The organism is Hydrogenophaga pseudoflava (genome assembly GCF_004353865.1).
GTDB lineage: Bacteria > Pseudomonadota > Gammaproteobacteria > Burkholderiales > Burkholderiaceae_C > Hydrogenophaga > Hydrogenophaga pseudoflava.
The window spans coordinates 559,824-577,434 of sequence record NZ_CP037867.1; the positions used below are offsets into that span (position 1 = coordinate 559,824).

Consider the following 17,611-nt stretch of genomic DNA (forward strand, 5'->3'; position numbering starts at 1 on the left):
TCACCATCAACACAAAACCATCGAGGGAAACACCATGAGCAAATCCTTGCGCCTGTCCGAGAAATGGTTCCGCCGCGGCCTCTGGCTGGTGGCCTTCCTGTTCGCCTGGTTCCTCACCGGCCTGGGCAGCACCATCGTCGGCGATCTGCCGCAGGTGGAGCAGACGCGCTCGCTGGAAGACTTCATGGACCCGCAGCGCACGCCTGTGCTCAAGGAGTCCATCAAGACCGCCGAGAAGGCCTCCGAAGAGGCGCAGGCCGCGCTGGAGCAGGCGCAGCTGAAGCTGCAGACCGCGCGCGCCGACAACCGCGCCGCGCGCGAGACCTTCGACAACTGGCTGGCCACGCGCAGCGTGACGCAGCGCGCCGAACAGGACGAGGAGGTGCTGCAGCGCACGCGCGAGCTCGATGGCCTGCGCAAGATCGAACGCGACGCGCTGGCGGCGGTGGAGAAACAGCAGCAGGTGGCGCTGGACACGCGCCAGGCGCAGCAGCGCGCGCAGGCGGAGCTGAGCAGCTTGGAAGATGCGGCGCGGGACACCTACATGGAGGAACAGCGCGCGCAGGAGCTGCGCGTGTTCGGCTACCGGCTGGCGCTCACGCTGCCGCTGCTGGCGGTGGCCGGCTGGCTGTTCAAGAAGCACCGCAAGGGATCGTCCTGGCCGTTTGTCTGGGGCTTCATCTTCTTCGCGCTGTTCGCGTTCTTTGTCGAGCTGGTGCCCTACCTGCCGAGCTACGGCGGCTATGTGCGCTACATCGTGGGCATCGTGCTCACGGTGATCGGCGGGCGCTACGCCATCGCTGCGCTGCAGCGCTACCTGGAGCGGCAGAAGGCGGTGGAGGCGCTGCCGGACACGCAGCGCCGCAAGGAGATGGACTACGACCTGGCACAGGCGCGGCTGGCCAAGAACGTCTGCCCCGGCTGCGAGCGCGCGGTCGACCTCAAGGACGGCAAGACCGACTTCTGCCCGCACTGCGGCCTGTGCCTGTTCGACCGCTGCGGCCACTGCAGCACGCGCAAGAGCGCCTTCGCGCGCTACTGCTTTGCCTGCGGCACCGAGGCCCGCCGGGGCGACGCGCCGGATGCCGGTCTCACGCCCGCTCCCGCAGCAGCGGCCGCAGCGCCCACAGACCCAGCGCCGGACCCAGCGCCAGCCCTGTCAGCAGCCAGCCCAGCGGCACCGTCCGCGTGAGTTCGACGAACAGCAGGATGCTGGCGATGCTGATGGCAAAACCGATGCTGTTGGTCAGCGTCAGCACGCTGCCCACCGCCTGCGGCGGCGCGTTGCGCGCGGTCAGTGTGGAGAACTGCGGCGAGTCGCCCGAGACGGTGATGCCCCAGACCAGCAGCCAGCCGTAGAACAGCGCATTGGGTGCGCCCATCAGCCACGGCGCCAGCACACAGCACAGGCCGCTGATGGCCAGTTGCACGCCTGCCACGCGGGCGCTGCCGAAGCGCGGCGCCAGCCAGCCACCACCCACGCAGCCCAGCACGCCGGCGCCCAGCATGGCGAAGGCGGTCCACGACAGCGTGGTGCCTTGCAGCCGCGTCGCGAGGATCAACGGCATCAGCACCCACAGCGTGTACAGCTCCCACATGTGGCCGAAATAGCCGAGCACCGAACTGCGCACCCGCGCGTCGGTGACGATGGTGGCGAGCGCGCGCCACTGCAGCGTGGTCACACGCGCCACCGCGCCGGGCGGGTCGGGCAGCAGCGCATGGAGAGAGACCCCGCCCGCGGCCGCCAGCGCCGCCACGCCCAGCATCAGCGTGGGCCAGGGCAGCGTGTCGCCGAGCGCGCGCAGCGCGTGGGCGCTGGCCGAGCCGAGCACCAGCGCGCCGATCAGCAGGCCCAGCGCCGGGCCAAGGCCGCGCGTGTACCACTGCGCGGCGATCTTCATGCCCACCGGGTAGATGCCCGCGAGGAAGAAGCCGGTGGCAAAACGCCAGGCCAGCAGCGCGCCGAAGTCCGACACCATGGCCCAGGCACCGACGGTGCAGCCCGCGCCGGCCAGCGCGCAGACCAGGAACACGCGGCGCGGCGCAAAGCGGTCGGCGATGGCCAGCAGCGCGAACACCAGGGTGCCGGCGATGAAGCCGGCCTGCAGCGCCGAGGTCAGCGTGCCGACGGCGGTGGCGGGCCAGCCGAATTCGCGCTGCAGGTCGGGCATGACCGCGTTGACCGCGAACCAGAGCGAGGTGCCGGCGAACTGCGCCAGCACCAGCACGGGCAGGACGTGGCGGGGAACGGAGGACTGGGTATTCATGGGTGATGCCGTCGGTGTCGGTTCACGCTTCTTCACCGGAAGACAGCGGTTTCTTGACAGTCGCCGCGCAGGATCGCCGCACAAGCATGTGCTTGGGCCTCAAGGATCCTCATGGATATCTCCTCTGTTGTTCGTTCGTTGCGCCGCCCCGCCGGTTGGCTCGGCGCGGTTGCCGCCGTGTCCACCCTGGCCGCCTGCTACGTGGTGCCCATCGATCCGCGCACCGGGCAGGCGGTGCCGCCACCCCACGCGGCCGTTGCGGCAGCACCCGCGCTACCCCTGAGCTTCCAGGCCCGACTCTATCCGGCCAACGAACCGGCCAGCGGCCACGGGGTCATCAGCGCGACGGTGACGAACGACCTGCAGGGCCGCGGCACCTTCTCCACCGTCATCGGCGGGGAGTCGTTTTCGGGCGAGGCGACCCGCAAGGCCGGCTCCAGCCGCGAAGGGCTGGCCAACGGCGCCGGCAACCGCGGCGGCTACATCACCTGCGCCTACACCATGAACTCGGCCACGCTGGGCTCAGGCACCTGCCGCCTGTCCAGCGGCGCGCTGTTCAGCATGCATATCGGCCATTAATCCGCCATGCCGACGGCCATCTCATCGGACGGCATGGGCGCTGCCTTGAGGTGGCCGACGTATTGCAGCGTCTGTTCCGTGCGGACCGAGGGCACGTCGCCCTCGCGCATGTGCAGCAGGTCGGCCGGGCTGATCAGGCGCGGGTCGGCGGTGGTCAGCGGCAGCCTGGCGTGGCGGTAGGCTTCGAGCACGAACTGCGAGCAGAAGAAGCGGTCGTTCTTGATGGCGCCGAGCTGGATGGCGGCCAGGCCGCGGATGCAGTAGTCGCGCACCAGGCCGGGGATCAGCGGCAGCTCGCAGTACTGCCGCCCGATGCTGAAGGGCGCCTGCAGCACGATGCCGGCGGTGTTGTACTTCTTGCCGGCGTGCTGCCGGGCGAACGCGTTGAGCGCAGCAATGTGCTCGTCACCGACGCCAGGATGGCGGAAGGCGACGATGGTCGACTCGCCGTCCATGTACTCCTGGGTGCTGCGCAGGCGCACGCCCGCGCCGACCGCTTCGACGAACTGGCCGTCGCCCAGGTAGAGCGCGGCATGGCTGACCGGCGCCACGGTGATCAGGCGCACGCCCATCGAGACGATGCTGTGGGTCGAGCTGAGCACGATGTCGCCCGCGCGCAGGTCGTCGGGTGTGATCTGCAGGCCGCCGTTGCTGGGTGTGAGGGCCAGCCGCTGCTGCACGCGCAGGGCGGGCTGGCCTTCGTCGGGCGCCAGGTCGACGTGGGTGGCGCAGCCGGCCAGGACCAGGGCCAGCGCAGTGGAGAGGACCCGAAGCAGACGGTGCGTCATGGATGGCGACGGGTCAGACGCCGCGCGCGCGGTCGGACTTGAACTGCTGGCGGAAGGCCTCGAAGCGGCCGGCGTCCAGCGAGGCGCGCACCTCCTGCATCAGGTTCAGGTAGTAGTGCAGGTTGTGGATGGTGCTCAGCATCGGGCCCAGCATCTCGCCGCAACGGTCCAGGTGGTGCAGGTAGGCGCGGCTGAAGCCGTCACGCCCGCCGTCGGCCCAGCTCACGCCGCTTTTGCCAGCGCAGGCGTAGCAGGTGCAGGTCGCGTCCAGCGGCTGGTGGTCGGCCTTGTGGCGCGCGTTGCGGATCTTCAGGTCGCCATACCGCGTGAACAGCGTGCCGTTGCGCGCGTTGCGCGTGGGCATGACGCAGTCGAACATGTCGACGCCGCAGGCCACGCCTTCGACCAGGTCCTCCGGCGTGCCCACGCCCATCAGGTAGCGCGGCTTGTTGGCCGGCAGGCGGTGCGGCGTGTGCGCCATGATCTGCAGCATCTGCTCCTTGGGCTCGCCCACGCTCACGCCACCGATGGCGTAGCCGGGGAAGTCCATCTCCACCAGCGCCTCCAGCGACTCCTGGCGCAGGTGCTCGAACATGCCGCCCTGCACGATGCCGAACAGCGCGTTGGGGTTCTCCAGCCGCGCGAATTCGTCTTTGGAGCGCACGGCCCAGCGGCGGCTCATCTCCATGCTCTTGCGGGCTTCGGCCTCGGTGGTCAGGTGGCCGTTGGTCTCGTAGGGCGTGCATTCGTCCAGCTGCATGACGATGTCGCTGTTGAGCCCGGTCTGGATCTGCATGCTGACCTCGGGCGACATGAACAGCTTGTCGCCGTTCACGGGCGAGGCGAAGTGCACGCCTTCTTCGGTGATCTTGCGCATGGCGCCCAGCGACCAGACCTGGAAGCCGCCCGAGTCGGTGAGGATGGGCTTGTGCCACTTCTCGAAGGCGTGCAGGCCGCCGAAGCTTTTCATCACCTCCTGGCCGGGGCGCATCCAGAGGTGGAAGGTGTTGCCCAGGATGATCTGGGCGCCCATGCCCTCCAGGCTCGCGGGCGTGACACCCTTGACGGTGCCATAGGTGCCCACGGGCATGAAGATGGGGGTCTCGACCACGCCGTGGTTGAGGGTGAGACGGCCACGGCGCGCGTGGCCTTCGGTCTTGAGAACGTCGAACTGGAGCATGGCGGCGATTGTCGCCGAGTGCTCCGGAAACTCACTTGGCCGGTTCGAGCGCCAGGATCCAGGACACCAGCTTGGCCGCGTCGGCTTCGGCAATCGCGACCTTGTTGGGCGGCATCGCCAGGCCAGACACCTTGTCCTTCCAGTGGCTCTCGTAGGGGCTGGAGCCGGCGAGCACGGTGGCGGTCAGCTGCTGCTGGGCGCCTTTGATGCTCTTGTACTTGGCGGCGACATCGCGCCAGGCCGGGCCGATGGGCGCCATGCCGTTCGGGCCCTTGGCTCCGGGCTCGATGTTGTGGCAGGTCATGCAGCCGGCGCCGGTGGCGAGCTTGAGGGCGGCCTGGTCTTCGGCCGGGCCGGCCCAGGCGGTGGCGGCCAGCAGGGTGGCCGAGAGGGCGATCAGGGTGCGTTTCATGGGAGGACTCCGTGGGTTTCTGGGGGGACGTCCTCAGGCTATCAGTGCGCCAGGACCCCGAATTGATCCTTGTCAAGGCGCCGGGGCTCCGTCTCAGGATGAGACGGGCGGTGGCTGCGGCGCCACAGGTGTTGCTGTCTCAGGAACCGCCGCTGCTTCGCGTCTCGGGCGCCACCACCAGCACGGTGCGGTTGCGGTCCTCGACGATCCACAGCCAGCCCCGGTGATCGACCGTGGCACCGGCCGGGTTGCCCTGCGGGCGGATGCCGGGCATGACCCGCCAGCCGGAGACGATGTTCTCGCGCGCGCCGGTCGGGCGGCCGTCGGGGCCAATGCGCCAGGCCACGATGCGGTGGCCCTGGGCGCGGTAGCCGTGCCAGACCGCCAGCAGGCGGCCGCTCCACGGACTGGCGGCCTGCCCGGCAGGGGCCGGCGGCATGGCCAGCAGCTGCAGCGGCGCCACATGGGCCGGCCAGGCCTGGAACGGTGGGCGGTGGGCCTGTCGGCGGGCGCACTGCGCGCGCTTGTCGTAGCCGCGCGCCACGACGCTGCGGCCCTGCGCATCGCTGACGCAGTAGGGCCAGCCGTAGTGCGCGCCGCGTTCGAGTTCGTTGAGTTCCTCGGCCGGGGCGTTGGCGTCGCTGTAGTCGACCGAGTTCTCTGCCTGCCAGATGCGTTCGGTCCTGCCCGCCGCGTCCTGGGTGAGCGCCAGGCCCAGCGAGTTGCGCAGGCCGGTGGCAAAGGGCTTCGGTGTCTGCGGTTTCAGGTCCGGGCCGACCAGGGTGGTTTCGTACACCGCGGCCCGGGGAAGGGGTCCCGCGGTTTCCGGGCAGGGCAGGGGCTGCTGCTGGTGCTCGTCCCGGCAGGCGTCGCTGGCCGACCCCATATTGATATAGAGGCGCCCCTTGCGGCCGAAGGCCAGCTCCTTGAGCGGGTGCGCGCCGTCGGCGGGCAGGTCCTTGAGCAGGTCTTCGCGGGCGAACACGGCGGTGGGCGTGCGCCAGACCGTGCCGGCCTCGCCCACATAGACCTTGCCATCGGGGCCGCGCGCGAGCCCGTGCGGGCGGTCCAGCCCTCGGGCCAGCACCGTCACCCGGTCCGCGTCGCCCGGCTGTCCGTCCACCCGCAGCTCCAGCAGGCGCCCGCGGCGGGGCTCCCAGTTGCCCATGTCGGTGATCCAGAAGCGGCCGGGGGACACCTCGACCAGGCGGCGCGGCATCTGCAGGCCGTCGCGCGCGTCGGCCACCAGGCCCACGCACCAGCCCTTGGGTGCGGTCAGTGCAATGCGGGGATAGCCGGCGCAGCGGCCCTGGGTGGCGTAGCGGGAGGCCTCGGGCTCCGCCCGTCCCGCGACGGGCAGGGCGATGAGGCCAGCCAGCGCCAGCGGGAGGCAGCGACGTCGTGTCATCGGGCCATTGTGAACCGCGTGGCGGCTCGCCCAGCCCACGCCCAGGTCAGTGAGCCGGTATGGAGGATTCGGCCGAGGGCTCGACTGTGACCGCCGCCGACTCGGTGCGTTCGTCCGAACTGGACCAGCCCCAGGCCAGCAGCAGGGCCAGGCTCACGGACAGCAGCAGGGCGATACCCAGGCGGAACAGCATTTCGATCACGGACAGACTTTCGGCGGCGGGAAGGTGGGCGGTATTGTGCCCGTGCGACCGGGTCCTGCAGTCGGGCGTGTTCACGGCTGCTGCACAAAAGTCACATCCGAAGGCCGGGCTGTAGCACTTTTGTAGCGAAGCCTGTGACCACTGGATACCTTGTCGCCGCTTCAGGGGCTGTCCACGGCCCCGGCGGCGGTGCCGAAGTGCTGCGCCACCAGGCCGCGCAGCCACTGGTGGCCAGCGTCGCGGTGCAGGTGGGCGTGCCAGAGCTGGGCGATGGTGCTGGCCGGCAGGCGCAGCGTCAGCGGCCGGGCCACCAGCGCGTGCGGGCCGGCCAGGCGCTCGGCCAGCCGCTCGGGCACGGTGGCCACCAGGTCGGTGCTGCCCAGCACCTGGCCCAGCGCCACGTAGTGAGGCACGGTCAGCTGCACTTGGCGCGCCACGCCCAGGCGCTGCAGGGCCTCGTCGACCTGGCCGTGGCCGGTGCCGGCCGAGACCACGCGCACGTGGGCGGCCTGCCGGTACTGGGTGGCGTTCAGCGGCGCGTCGCCCGCCGCCAGCGGGTGGCCGGCGCGCATCAGCGCCACGTAGCGCTGGCGGAACAGCGCCTGCTGGAAAAAGCCGGCCTGCAGCTGCGGCAGCGAACCCAGCGCCAGATCGACCCGGCCGGCCGCCATGTCCTCGCGCAGCGCCGCGTCCGCCACCGGCACGCAGCGCAGCGTCACGCCCGGCGCCTCGCGCGCCAGCGCGTCCATCAGCACCGGCAGGAAATAGATCTCGCCCACGTCGGTCATGGCCAGGGTGAAGCAGCGTTCGCTGGTGGCCGGGTCGAAGCTGGCGCGCACGTTCAGCGCGCCCTGCAGCCCCCGCAGCGCCTGTGCCACCGGTTCGGCCAGCTGCAGCGCGTAGGGCGTGGGCGCCATGCCGCTGGGCGTGCGCAGGAACAGCTCGTCGTCCAGCAGGTCGCGCAGCCGCCGCAGCGCGTTGCTCACCGCCGGCTGGCTCAGGCCCAGCGACTCGGCCACGCGGGAGACCCGGCCGTCCTGCACCAGGCGGTCGAACACCACCAGCAGGTTGAGGTCGATGTCGGTGAGCTTCATGGGTTTGAATATTCAGGTGGTGAATACAGCGTATCACGCCGATTCCCTTGCCGGATGGCCGGCCGGCCGCGATCATGCGGCTCACAAGAACACCTCCGGAGACAGCCATGTCCGTTTCCCCCGACGCCCTGCACTGGGAGGCCGGCGGCACCAGCCGCATCCCGTTCGCCGTCTACACCGACGAGCAACGCCACCAGCGCGAACTCGAACGCATCTTCTACCAAGGCCACTGGTGCTACGTCGGCCTGGAAGCCGAGATCCCGAACGCCGGCGACTTCAAGCGCACCGTGGTCGGCGAGCGCTCGGTGATCATGACCCGCGCGGCCGACGGCCAGATCCACGTGGTGGAGAACGTGTGCGCGCACCGCGGCATGCGCTTCTGCCGCAAGCGCCACGGCAACGCCACCGAGTTCGTCTGCCCCTACCACCAGTGGAGCTACCAGCCCGACGGCACATTGCAGGGCGTGCCGTTCCGCCGCGGCGTGCGCCAGGACGGCAAGGTCAACGGCGGCATGCCCGCCGACTTCAACCCCAAGGACCACGGCCTGACGCGGCTGAAGGTGGCGGTGCGCGGCGGCGTGGTTTTCGCCAGCTTCGACCACGACGTGGAGTCGCTCGAAGACTACATGGGGCCGACCATCCTCCAGTACTTCGACCGCCTGTTCAACGGCCGCAAGCTGACCATCCTGGGCTACAACCGCCAGCGCATCCCGGGCAACTGGAAGCTGATGCAGGAGAACATCAAAGACCCGTACCACCCCGGCCTGCTGCACACCTGGTTCGTCACCTTCGGCCTCTGGCGCGCCGACAACAGGAGCGAGCTGCGCATGGACGCACACCACCGCCATGCGGCCATGGTGTCCACCCGCGGCAGCATGGGCCAGGCCAGCGGTCAGGCGGCGCATGTGACGCAGGTCTCCAGCTTCAAGGAGAGCATGCAGCTCGAAGACCCGCGCTTCCTGGACATCGTGCCCGAGCCCTGGTGGCAGCTGGAAGACAAGACGCCTACGGCCGTCATGACGACCTTGTTCCCCAGCGTCATCTTCCAGCAGCAGGTCAACAGCGTGAGCACGCGCCACATCCAGCCCGACGGCCACGGCGCCTTCGACTTCGTGTGGACGCATTTCGGCTTCGAGGACGACACGCCCGAGATGACGCAACGCCGCCTGCGGCAGGCCAACCTGTTCGGCCCGGCGGGCTTCGTGAGCGCCGACGACGGCGAGGTGATCGAGTTCTCGCAGCAGGCCTTCGAGAGCAAGCCGCAGCACCGGGCGCTGGCCGAGCTGGGCGGGCGCGAGGTGGGGGAGACCGACCACATGGTGACGGAGACGCTGATCCGCGGGATGTACGAGTACTGGCGGAAAGTCATGGAAGCGCCTGAAAAATGCGATGGAGGTGCCGCATGAGCACCCTCGACTTCGAGACCTTCCAGGCCCTGCAGGCGCTCTACAGCGACTACGCCTCGGCCGTCGACAGCGGCGACTGGGACCTCTGGCCGACCTTCTTCACGACGGACTGCGTCTACAAGCTGCAGCCGCGCGAGAACCACGAGCGCGGCTTTCCGCTCTCGACCCTGGCCTTCGATAGCCAGGCCATGTTGCGCGACCGCGTCTACGGCATCCGGGAAACCCTGTTCCACGATCCGTACTACCAGCGCCACGTGGTGGGCGCACCCGTCGTCCGTCAGATTGACGAGCAGGGCCGCCTGCACTGCGAGGCCAACTACGCGGTGTTCCGCACCAAGCTGGATGGCGCGAGCAGCGTGTTCAACGTCGGGCGCTACCTGGACATCGTGGCGAAGACGCCCGACGGACTGAAGTTCGCGCAACGTCTTTGCGTCTACGACAGCGAAATGATCCCAAATTCCATCATCTACCCCATCTGAACAGGAACGCACCCATGAGCAACTGGACCGACGTGGCCGCCGAAGCCGATCTGTTCGAAGGCGCGGGCATTCCGGTGTCGCCGGGCGGGCGCGACATCGCGCTGTTCGCGGTGGAGGGCGAGGTGTTCGCCACCGACAACCTCTGCACCCACGGCAACGCCAGGCTGTGCGACGGCTTCGTGGAGGGGCACGAGATCGAGTGCCCGTTCCACCAGGGCCGTTTCGACCTGCGCACCGGCGAGGCCACACTGCCTCCCTGCACCCAGCCGATCAAGGTCTGGCCGGTGAAGGTGGAGGGCGGGCGGGTGTTCCTAAGCCTGGGTTGATCGCGCCAGCAGCATCGAGTCGCCGTAACTGAAGAAGCGGTAGCCCTGCGCCACGGCGTGGCGGTAGAGCGCCATCACATGGTCGTAGCCCGCGAAGGCGCTGACCAGCATCATCAGCGTGCTCTTGGGCAGGTGGAAGTTGGTGACCAGCACGTCCACCACGCGGAAGTCGAAGCCTGGCGTGATGAAGATGTTGGTGTCGCCCTGCAGCTCGCCGGTCTTCGCCCAGCTCTCCAGCGTGCGCACCGTGGTCGTGCCCACGGCGACCACACGGCCTCCGCGCGCGCGGCACTCTTCAATCGCCCGCACCGTGGCGGGTGGGATGGCGTAGCGCTCGTGGTGCATCACGTGCTCTTCGATGCGCTCGGTCTTCATGGGCGCGAAGGTGCCGGCGCCCACGTGCAGCGTCACGTTGGCGCGGTGCACGCCGCGGGCCTCCAGCCCGGACAACACGCCCTCGTCGAAGTGCAGCGCAGCGGTGGGCGCGGCGACGGCGCCGGGCACGCGCGCGAACACGGTCTGGTAGCGGCGTTCGTCGTCGGCTTCGTCGGCGTGGGTGATGTAGGGCGGCAGCGGCACATGGCCGTGGCGCGCCATCAGCGTGTACGGGTCTTCGCCCGCCGGGCCTTCGAGCCGCAGGCGGAACAGCTGGCCGTGTTCGTCGGGCCAGCGGCCGATGAACACCGCGTCGAAGCCGCCGCCTTTCAAACCGCCCGCCAGGTGCAGCCGCCCGCCGGGCAAGGGCTTCTTGCTCACGCGCAGGTGGCCGACGACCTCGTTGGGCGAGCCGTCCAGTGCCTCGTGCGGCAGCAGCACGCGCTCGATCAGTAACTCCAGCTTGCCGCCGCTGGCCTTCTCGCCGAACAGCCGAGCCTTGACCACCTGGGTGTCGTTGAACACCAGCAGGTCGCCCGGCTGCAGCAGGCCGGGCAGCTCGCGGAAGATGCGGTCCACCGGCAGTTCGCCGGTGCCGTCGAGCAGGCGCGAGGCGCTGCGTTCGGCGGCCGGGTGCTGGGCAATCAGGTGTTCGGGGAGGGAGAAATCGAAGTCGGCGACGGTGAAGTGGCGGGCCGAAGAGGACGAAGAAGAAGTCATGCTGCTTGAGGGCCGGACAGGGCCCGTTCCAAGTGGGGATATGGATGGAAGTACAGGCAGAATTGTCCCATGCCCGACGCCCCGTCCACCACCCCGCGCAAGGAACTCTCTGCCCCGCAGAAGGCCATGCACAAGCTCGGCCTGGTGCGCGACATCGACCTGGCGCTGCACCTGCCGCTGCGCTACGAGGACGAGACCCGCATCGTCGCCCTGCACGACGCGCGCGACGGCGAGGTGGTGCAGGTCGAGGGCACGGTGACGAAGCAGGACATCCAGTACCGGCCGCGCCGCCAGCTGCTGGTCACGCTCGACGATGGCAGCGACACCTGCACCCTGCGCTTCTTCAGTTTCTATCCCTCGCACCAGAAGACGCTCGCGGTCGGCGCACGGGTGCGCGTGCGCGGCGAGGTGCGGGGCGGCTTCATGGGCAAAACCATGATGCACCCGGCCTTCCACGCGGCCGGCGGCGAGCTGCCCGAGGCGCTGACTCCCGTCTACCCCACCAGCGCCCAGCTGCCGCAGGCCTATCTGCGCAAGGCGGTGGTGTCGGGCCTCAAGCGCGCCGACCTCAGCGAAACCCTGCCGCAGCCGGTGCTGACCTCGCTGGAGGACACGCTGCGAGGGTTGCGTGCGCCACTGATGTCGCTGCGCCAAGCGCTCGAATACCTGCACCACCCGGGACCGGACGTGTCGCTCGCCGCGCTGGAGGACCGCAGCCACCCGGCCTGGCAGCGGCTCAAGGCCGAAGAGCTGCTGGCGCAGCAGCTCTCGCAGCTGCAGGCCAAGCGCGAGCGCGACGCGTTGAGAGCGCCGCCGCTGCACACATCGGCCGGTGGGCTGCACGAACAGCTGCTGGGCGTGCTGCCGTTCGCGCTGACGGCCGCGCAGCGCCGCGTGGGCGAAGAGATCGCGCGCGACCTGCAGCGCCAGGTGCCCATGCACCGGCTGCTGCAGGGCGACGTGGGCTCGGGCAAGACCGTGGTGGCCGCGCTGGCCGCCGCCATCGCCATCGACAGCGGCTGGCAGTGCGCGCTGATGGCGCCGACCGAGATCCTGGCCGAGCAGCATTTCGCCAAGCTCATCGGCTGGCTGGAACCGCTGCTCGAACCCCTGGGCAAGCGCGTCGCCTGGCTCACCGGCAGCCAGAAGAAGAAACAGCGCACGGAGATGCTGGCGCTCATCGCCAGCGGCGAGGCCGCGCTGGTGGTCGGCACGCACGCGGTGATCCAGGACCAGGTGCAGTTCAAAAACCTGGCCCTGGCCATCATCGACGAGCAGCACCGCTTCGGCGTGGCGCAGCGGCTGGCGCTGCGGTCCAAGATGGGTGGCCCTGAACTGGGCGCGGGGGAGCCCCACCTGTTGATGATGAGCGCGACGCCGATCCCCAGAACGCTGGCGATGAGTTACTACGCCGACCTCGACGTTTCGACCATCGACGAGCTGCCGCCTGGCCGCACGCCCATCGTCACCAAGGTCGTATCCGACAGCCGCCGCCACGAGGTCATCGAGCGCATCCGCGCCCAGGTGGCCGAGGGCCGGCAGGTCTACTGGGTCTGCCCGCTGATCGAAGAGAGCGAGGCGATCGATCTGTCGAACGCCACCGCGACCCACGCGGAACTGAGTCAGTTGCTCCCCGGCGTGCTGGTGGGCCTGCTGCACTCGCGCATGCCGGTGGCCGAGAAGAAGGCGGTGATGAGCCTGTTCAGCGGCGGCCACATGGGCGTGCTGGTCTCGACGACGGTGATCGAGGTCGGCGTCGACGTGCCCAACGCCTCGCTCATGGTGATCGAGCACGCCGAGCGCTTCGGCCTCTCCCAGCTGCACCAGCTGCGGGGCCGTGTCGGCCGGGGCGCCGCAGCGTCGGCATGTGTGCTGCTCTACACGCCCAACGAAGGCGGGCGGCTGGGCGAAACCGCGCGCGAGCGCCTGAAAGCCATGGCCGAGACCAACGACGGCTTCGAGATCGCGCGGCGCGACCTGGAGATCCGCGGCCCGGGCGAATTCCTCGGTGCCCGCCAGTCCGGCGCGCCGCTGCTGCGCTTCGCCGACCTGGCGACCGACACCCACCTGCTCGAATGGGCCCGCGAGGCGGCGGCGCAGATGCTCGTCAGGTTCCCCGAAGCCGCCGAGCGGCACGTGGGCCGCTGGCTCGGCACCAAGGCCGAGTACCTAAAGGCCTGAAGCCGCCGGGCGGGTCGTGCGGCCCACGAGCATGGACAGCACGAGCAGTCCGGCCGCGGCCCCGAAGGTGACCTGGACGCCGTGCAGCAGGGTCGCGGGTGCGGCGGCGGCGGGCTCCGTGGTGACCCAGGCAAACACCCAGCCCATGACCGAGGCCCCGGCCATCAGGCCCAGGTTGCGCGCCAGGTTGAGCAAGCCGGAGACCTCGCCCCGGCGCGCCGCGGGCAGCCGGGTCAGGGTGGCCGTGTTGTTGGCGGCCTGGAACAGCTGGTAGCCCGGGGTCAGGACCGAGATGGCGAGCAGGTAGCCCGCCAGGCCCCACGGGCCGGGCAGCACCGCCAGCCCCAGCGCACCGGCCAGCATGACCAGCAGGCCCGTGCGCAGCGTGTGCGCCGCGCCCCAGCGGTCCACCAGTTTGCCCGCCACGAAGCCGAACACCATGGACATCAGCGGCCCGGCCGACATCGCGGCACCCACCCCGGCCGTTCCCAGCCCCAGGCCACCGGACAGGAAGAACGGACCGATCACCAGCGTGGCCATCATGACGGTGGCCACCAGCGCATTCATGACCAGGCCGGCACCCAGCGCGGTCCCTTGCCAGAGCGCCGCGGCCTCCGTCGGCGTGCCGCTTCGCGGCGTGGACACCGGGGCGGGCGCCGGCAGGTGCCGGTGGACCAGCCAGAGGGTCAGCAGGCTCAGGGGCACCGTGGACAGGAACATGGCGCGCCAGTCCAGCCAGGCGATCAGCAGGCCGCCGGCCGACGGCCCGAGCGCGGTGCCCACCGCCGACATGCTGGCCAGCCAGCCCATGGCGCTGCCGGTGCGCTCCTTGGATACGGTGTCGCCCGTCATGGCCATGGCGAGCGTCATCATCGTCGCGGCCCCCAGGCCCTGGAGGGCGCGGGCCGCCACCAGGGCTTCCAGGGACGGCGCGCGGGCACAGAGGACCGAGGCCAGGGTGAACAGCAGCAGACCCGCCATGAGCAGGCGGCGCCGGCCCAGGCGGTCGCCCAGTCGCCCGGCCACGACGACCAGCGCCGTCATGGCCAGCAGGTAGGACAGCACCACCCACTGCACCTGCTGGAACGATGCGCCGAACGCCTGCGTCAGGCTGGGCAGGCTCACATTGGCCATGCTGGTGCCCAGCGACGACAGCAGCACCGACAGCGAAAGACCGGCCAGGGCGCCTGTGGGGCCGGGCCGGTGGGAAAGAAATTGGGACATGGTGGCGTTTCCTCAAAAGTCCTGCACAGCAGGCGTGAGGGCACTGTATTTTTTTGCATGACATGGCGGAAGACGCATGAGTTGCATTGATATATTGCGTCTGACGCCATGTATGGTGGGTTTGCGCTATGGTGCGGCCATGCCCACGCCCGATCTCAACCTGCTGTTCACGCTGGATGTCCTGCTGCAGGAGGGCAGCGTGGCGGGGGCGGCCCGCCGGCTGCGCCTGAGCGCCTCGGCCATGAGCCGGGCGCTGGCGCGGTTGCGGGACACCACGGGAGATCCGCTGCTGGTCCGGGCCGGGCGCAGCCTGGTGCCCACGCCCCGCGCCCTGGCGTTGCGGGAGCAGGTCCGCCAACTGGTGCAGGACAGCGTGGAGGTGCTGCAACCCGCGGAGGTACTGGACCTTCAGCAGTTGCAGCGGACCTTCACCCTGCGCAACCGCGAGGGCTTTGTCGAGAACTTCGGCGCCGCGCTGGTCGAGCGTGTGGCCGCGCAGGCGCCGGGCGTGCGCCTGTGCTTCGAGCAGAAGACCGAGCGGGACAGCGCGGCCTTGCGGGAAGGTCTGGCCGATCTGGAAACTGCGGTGGTGGGGCCGGCGCTGGCGCCGGAGTTGCGGGTCCAGGCGCTGTTCAGCGACCGGTTTGTCTCGGTGGTGCGCCAGGGGCACCCGCTGGCCGGCCGGCTGCACGAACTGCAGCCCTACGTCGCTGGCCGGCACATCGGCGTGGCCCATCGCGCGGGCGGGCAGGAGGGTGTGGACCAGGCGCTGGAACGTCTGGGCCTGCGGCGCCAGCTGGACCTGAGCGTGGGCAGCTTTTCCGCGGCGCTGGCGCTGGCCCGCGCCACCGACTACATCGCCAACGTGCCCGAGCGCCACACCCACAGCCTTCGCGACGGCATGCACAGCGCTCCCCTGCCGGTGCAGGTGCCGGCGTTCTCCGTGTCCCTGATCTGGCACCCGCGGTACAGCGCCGACCCGGCGCACCGATGGTTGAGGCACTGCGTGCGCGAGGTGGTGCTGGACCGCCTGGCGGACATGCCGGTGCTGGACGGGGGGCTCCCGGGCCTGTCCGGGTTGGACGACATGCCCATGGGCGCAGGCGGCGCGGCGTCCGAGAGCAAAATACAGCCATGACCCTGACGGAACTGAAATACATCGTTGCCGTGGCGCGCGAAAAGCACTTCGGCAAGGCCGCCGAGGCCTGTTTCGTGTCGCAGCCCACGCTGTCCGTGGCGATCAAGAAGCTCGAGGAGGAGTTGGAGCTCAAGATCTTCGAGCGCAACGCCAGCGAGATCGCGGTCACGCCGCTGGGCGAGCAGATCGTGCGCCAGGCGCAGACCGTGCTGGAGCAGGCCGCCGCGATCAAGGAGATCGCCAAGCGCGGCAAGGACCCACTGGCCGGCCCGCTCAAGCTGGGCGTGATCTACACCATCGGCCCCTACCTGCTGCCCAACCTGGTGCGCCAGGTGATCGAGCGCACGCCGCAGATGCCGCTGATGCTGCAGGAGAACTTCACCGTCAAGCTGCTGGAGCAGCTGCGCCTGGGCGAGATCGACTGCGCCATCCTGGCCGAGCCCTTCCCCGACACCAACCTCGCCATCGCGCCGCTGTACGACGAGCCCTTCATGGCCGCCGTACCGGCCAGCCACCCGCTGGCCAAGCGCAAGGCCATCACCACCGACGAGATCAAGAACGAGACCATGCTGCTGCTGGGCACGGGGCACTGCTTCCGTGACCACGTGCTGGAGGTCTGTCCCGAGTTCGCGCGCTTCTCCAGCGACACCGAGGGCATCCGCAAGAGCTTCGAAGGCTCGTCGCTGGAGACCATCAAGCACATGGTGGCCGCCGGCATGGGCGTGACCCTGGTGCCGCGCCTGTCGGTGCCGCGCTCGGCGCTCGACGGCTCGGCCGACAACTCGCAGGACCTGGGCGACGCATCGTTCGTGCACTACCTGCCCTTCGACGGCGACCCGCCGACGCGGCGCGTGGTGCTGGCCTGGCGCCGCAGCTTCACGCGCTACGAAGCCATCGCCGAACTGCGCAACGCCGTTTATGCCTGCGAACTGCCGGGTGTGAAGAGACTGTCATGAGCTCCGCTGCATTGCCCGAACCGCGCCCGTCCAAGCTGGCGCTCTACCTCGACCTGATCCGCTGGAACCGGCCCGCCGGCTGGCTGCTGCTGCTCTGGCCTTCGCTCTCGGCGCTGTGGATTGCTGCGCAGGGCTTTCCGGGCTGGCACCTGCTGGTGGTGTTCGTGCTGGGCACCATCCTGATGCGCAGCGCCGGCTGCTGTGTCAACGACGTGGCCGACCGCGAGTTCGACAAACACGTCAAGCGCACCGCGCAGCGGCCCGTGACCAGCGGGCGCGTGGGCGTGAAGGAGGCGCTGGCGGTGGGTGGCGTGCTGGCCTTCGTGGCCTTCCTGCTGGTGCTGACCACCAACACCGCGACCATCGCCTGGTCGGTGCTGGGTCTGGTGCTGTCGCTGATCTATCCGTATGCCAAGCGCCATGTGTCCATGCCGCAGGCGGTGCTGGGCGTAGCCTTCAGCTTCGGCATCCCGATGGCCTTCGCCGCGGTGACCGAGGCGGTGCCCTGGCAGGCTTGGGCGCTGATGGCGGGCAACCTGTTCTGGGTGCTGGCCTACGACACCGAGTACGCCATGGTCGACCGCGACGACGACCTCAAGATCGGCATGAAGACCTCGGCCATCACGCTGGGCGATGCCGACGTGCCGGCCATCACCGCGTTCTACCTGGTGTTCCTCGGCATCTGGACCGCCGTGCTCTGGGGCCAGGTGAACCTCCTGGTCTGGGGCGCCATGCTGCTGGTGGCGCTGGCCCAGGTGGCCTGGCACTGGCGGCTCATCAAGGACCGCACGCGCGACGGCTGCTTCAAGGCCTTTCGCCTGAACCACTGGCTGGGGTTCACGGTGTTTGCGGGTGTGGTGCTCGGCTTGGTTTGAC

18 protein-coding genes are annotated in these 17,611 nt (G+C 69.7%); 9 read left to right on the forward strand and 9 right to left on the reverse strand.

All coding sequences use genetic code 11. The features are described from left to right. Positions 1 to 34: 34 nt before the first annotated feature. Positions 35 to 1,192, forward strand: a complete 1,158-nt coding sequence (locus tag HPF_RS02850) for a zinc ribbon domain-containing protein (protein WP_243721668.1) — start codon at positions 35 to 37, stop codon at positions 1,190 to 1,192. Here the strand turns inward: HPF_RS02850 and HPF_RS02855 are convergent. Next, positions 1,092 to 2,267, reverse strand: a complete 1,176-nt coding sequence (locus HPF_RS02855) for an MFS transporter (protein ID WP_133155697.1) — start codon at positions 2,265 to 2,267, stop codon at positions 1,092 to 1,094. The genes HPF_RS02850 and HPF_RS02855 overlap by 101 nt on opposite strands. A 111-nt stretch (positions 2,268 to 2,378) precedes the next feature. Between HPF_RS02855 and HPF_RS02860 the strand changes: the two genes are divergently transcribed. Beyond that, complete coding sequence (locus tag HPF_RS02860) at positions 2,379 to 2,846, forward strand: hypothetical protein (protein WP_133155698.1); 468 nt, start codon at positions 2,379 to 2,381, stop codon at positions 2,844 to 2,846. On the opposite strand, the gene HPF_RS02865 is transcribed toward HPF_RS02860, so the two are convergent. The 6 genes from HPF_RS02865 to HPF_RS02885 form a co-directional block, all read right to left on the reverse strand. Further along, entirely contained in the window at positions 2,843 to 3,634 is a 792-nt protein-coding gene (locus HPF_RS02865; RefSeq protein WP_133155699.1) for a C40 family peptidase, read from the reverse strand. The genes HPF_RS02860 and HPF_RS02865 overlap by 4 nt on opposite strands. A gap of 13 nt (positions 3,635 to 3,647) precedes the next feature. Next, positions 3,648 to 4,814, reverse strand: a complete 1,167-nt coding sequence (gene tgt, locus HPF_RS02870; RefSeq protein WP_133155700.1) for a tRNA guanosine(34) transglycosylase Tgt — start codon at positions 4,812 to 4,814, stop codon at positions 3,648 to 3,650. Positions 4,815 to 4,845: 31 nt separating this feature from the next. Further along, positions 4,846 to 5,226 carry a c-type cytochrome gene (locus HPF_RS02875; RefSeq protein WP_079364304.1) on the reverse strand — a complete coding sequence of 127 codons (381 nt, stop codon included), beginning with the start codon at positions 5,224 to 5,226 and terminating at the stop codon, positions 4,846 to 4,848. A 139-nt stretch (positions 5,227 to 5,365) separates the two neighbouring features. Continuing rightward, on the reverse strand, positions 5,366 to 6,634 hold the full coding sequence (locus HPF_RS02880; RefSeq protein ID WP_079364305.1) for a PQQ-dependent sugar dehydrogenase: 1,269 nt from the start codon (positions 6,632 to 6,634) through the stop codon (positions 5,366 to 5,368). A gap of 46 nt (positions 6,635 to 6,680) precedes the next feature. Further along, a complete protein-coding gene (locus HPF_RS23605) occupies positions 6,681 to 6,836 on the reverse strand; it encodes a hypothetical protein (protein WP_165961644.1) in 156 nt (51 codons plus the stop codon). A gap of 161 nt (positions 6,837 to 6,997) precedes the next feature. Next, positions 6,998 to 7,930: a LysR family transcriptional regulator gene (locus tag HPF_RS02885; RefSeq protein ID WP_066157286.1), complete on the reverse strand. Its 933-nt coding sequence runs from the start codon at positions 7,928 to 7,930 to the stop codon at positions 6,998 to 7,000. Between the two features lie 107 nt (positions 7,931 to 8,037). Between HPF_RS02885 and HPF_RS02890 the strand changes: the two genes are divergently transcribed. Genes HPF_RS02890 through HPF_RS02900 form a run of 3 tightly spaced genes read left to right on the forward strand, consistent with a single transcriptional unit; the run spans position 8,038 to position 10,141 of the window. Next, positions 8,038 to 9,336 carry an aromatic ring-hydroxylating dioxygenase subunit alpha gene (locus HPF_RS02890; RefSeq protein WP_133155701.1) on the forward strand — a complete coding sequence of 433 codons (1,299 nt, stop codon included), beginning with the start codon at positions 8,038 to 8,040 and terminating at the stop codon, positions 9,334 to 9,336. Next, positions 9,333 to 9,815, forward strand: coding sequence for an aromatic-ring-hydroxylating dioxygenase subunit beta (locus HPF_RS02895; RefSeq protein WP_133155702.1), 483 nt, complete (start codon positions 9,333 to 9,335; stop codon positions 9,813 to 9,815). The genes HPF_RS02890 and HPF_RS02895 overlap by 4 nt, the downstream gene beginning before the upstream one ends. A 14-nt stretch (positions 9,816 to 9,829) precedes the next feature. Further along, a complete protein-coding gene (locus HPF_RS02900; protein ID WP_133155703.1) occupies positions 9,830 to 10,141 on the forward strand; it encodes a non-heme iron oxygenase ferredoxin subunit in 312 nt (103 codons plus the stop codon). Here the strand turns inward: HPF_RS02900 and queA are convergent. Next, complete coding sequence (queA, locus tag HPF_RS02905; RefSeq protein ID WP_133155704.1) at positions 10,127 to 11,236, reverse strand: tRNA preQ1(34) S-adenosylmethionine ribosyltransferase-isomerase QueA; 1,110 nt, start codon at positions 11,234 to 11,236, stop codon at positions 10,127 to 10,129. The two genes, HPF_RS02900 and queA, sit on opposite strands and share 15 nt — an antisense overlap. A gap of 69 nt (positions 11,237 to 11,305) precedes the next feature. On the opposite strand from queA, the gene recG reads away from it, so the two are divergent. Continuing rightward, positions 11,306 to 13,417 (forward strand): ATP-dependent DNA helicase RecG, encoded by a 2,112-nt coding sequence (gene recG, locus HPF_RS02910; RefSeq protein WP_133155705.1) that lies wholly within the window; start codon positions 11,306 to 11,308, stop codon positions 13,415 to 13,417. On the opposite strand, the gene HPF_RS02915 is transcribed toward recG, so the two are convergent. Beyond that, positions 13,406 to 14,641: an MFS transporter gene (locus tag HPF_RS02915; protein ID WP_133155706.1), complete on the reverse strand. Its 1,236-nt coding sequence runs from the start codon at positions 14,639 to 14,641 to the stop codon at positions 13,406 to 13,408. The genes recG and HPF_RS02915 overlap by 12 nt on opposite strands. Positions 14,642 to 14,780: 139 nt before the next feature. Between HPF_RS02915 and HPF_RS02920 the strand changes: the two genes are divergently transcribed. Genes HPF_RS02920 through ubiA form a run of 3 tightly spaced genes read left to right on the forward strand, consistent with a single transcriptional unit; the run spans position 14,781 to position 17,610 of the window. Further along, on the forward strand, positions 14,781 to 15,779 hold the full coding sequence (locus tag HPF_RS02920; protein WP_133155707.1) for a LysR family transcriptional regulator: 999 nt from the start codon (positions 14,781 to 14,783) through the stop codon (positions 15,777 to 15,779). Then, positions 15,776 to 16,735: a hydrogen peroxide-inducible genes activator gene (locus HPF_RS02925; protein WP_066157265.1), complete on the forward strand. Its 960-nt coding sequence runs from the start codon at positions 15,776 to 15,778 to the stop codon at positions 16,733 to 16,735. Before HPF_RS02920 ends, HPF_RS02925 begins: the two co-directional genes overlap by 4 nt. Next, positions 16,732 to 17,610 carry a 4-hydroxybenzoate octaprenyltransferase gene (gene ubiA / locus HPF_RS02930; protein WP_133155708.1) on the forward strand — a complete coding sequence of 293 codons (879 nt, stop codon included), beginning with the start codon at positions 16,732 to 16,734 and terminating at the stop codon, positions 17,608 to 17,610. Before HPF_RS02925 ends, ubiA begins: the two co-directional genes overlap by 4 nt. The last annotated feature ends 1 nt before the right edge of the window (position 17,611 follow it).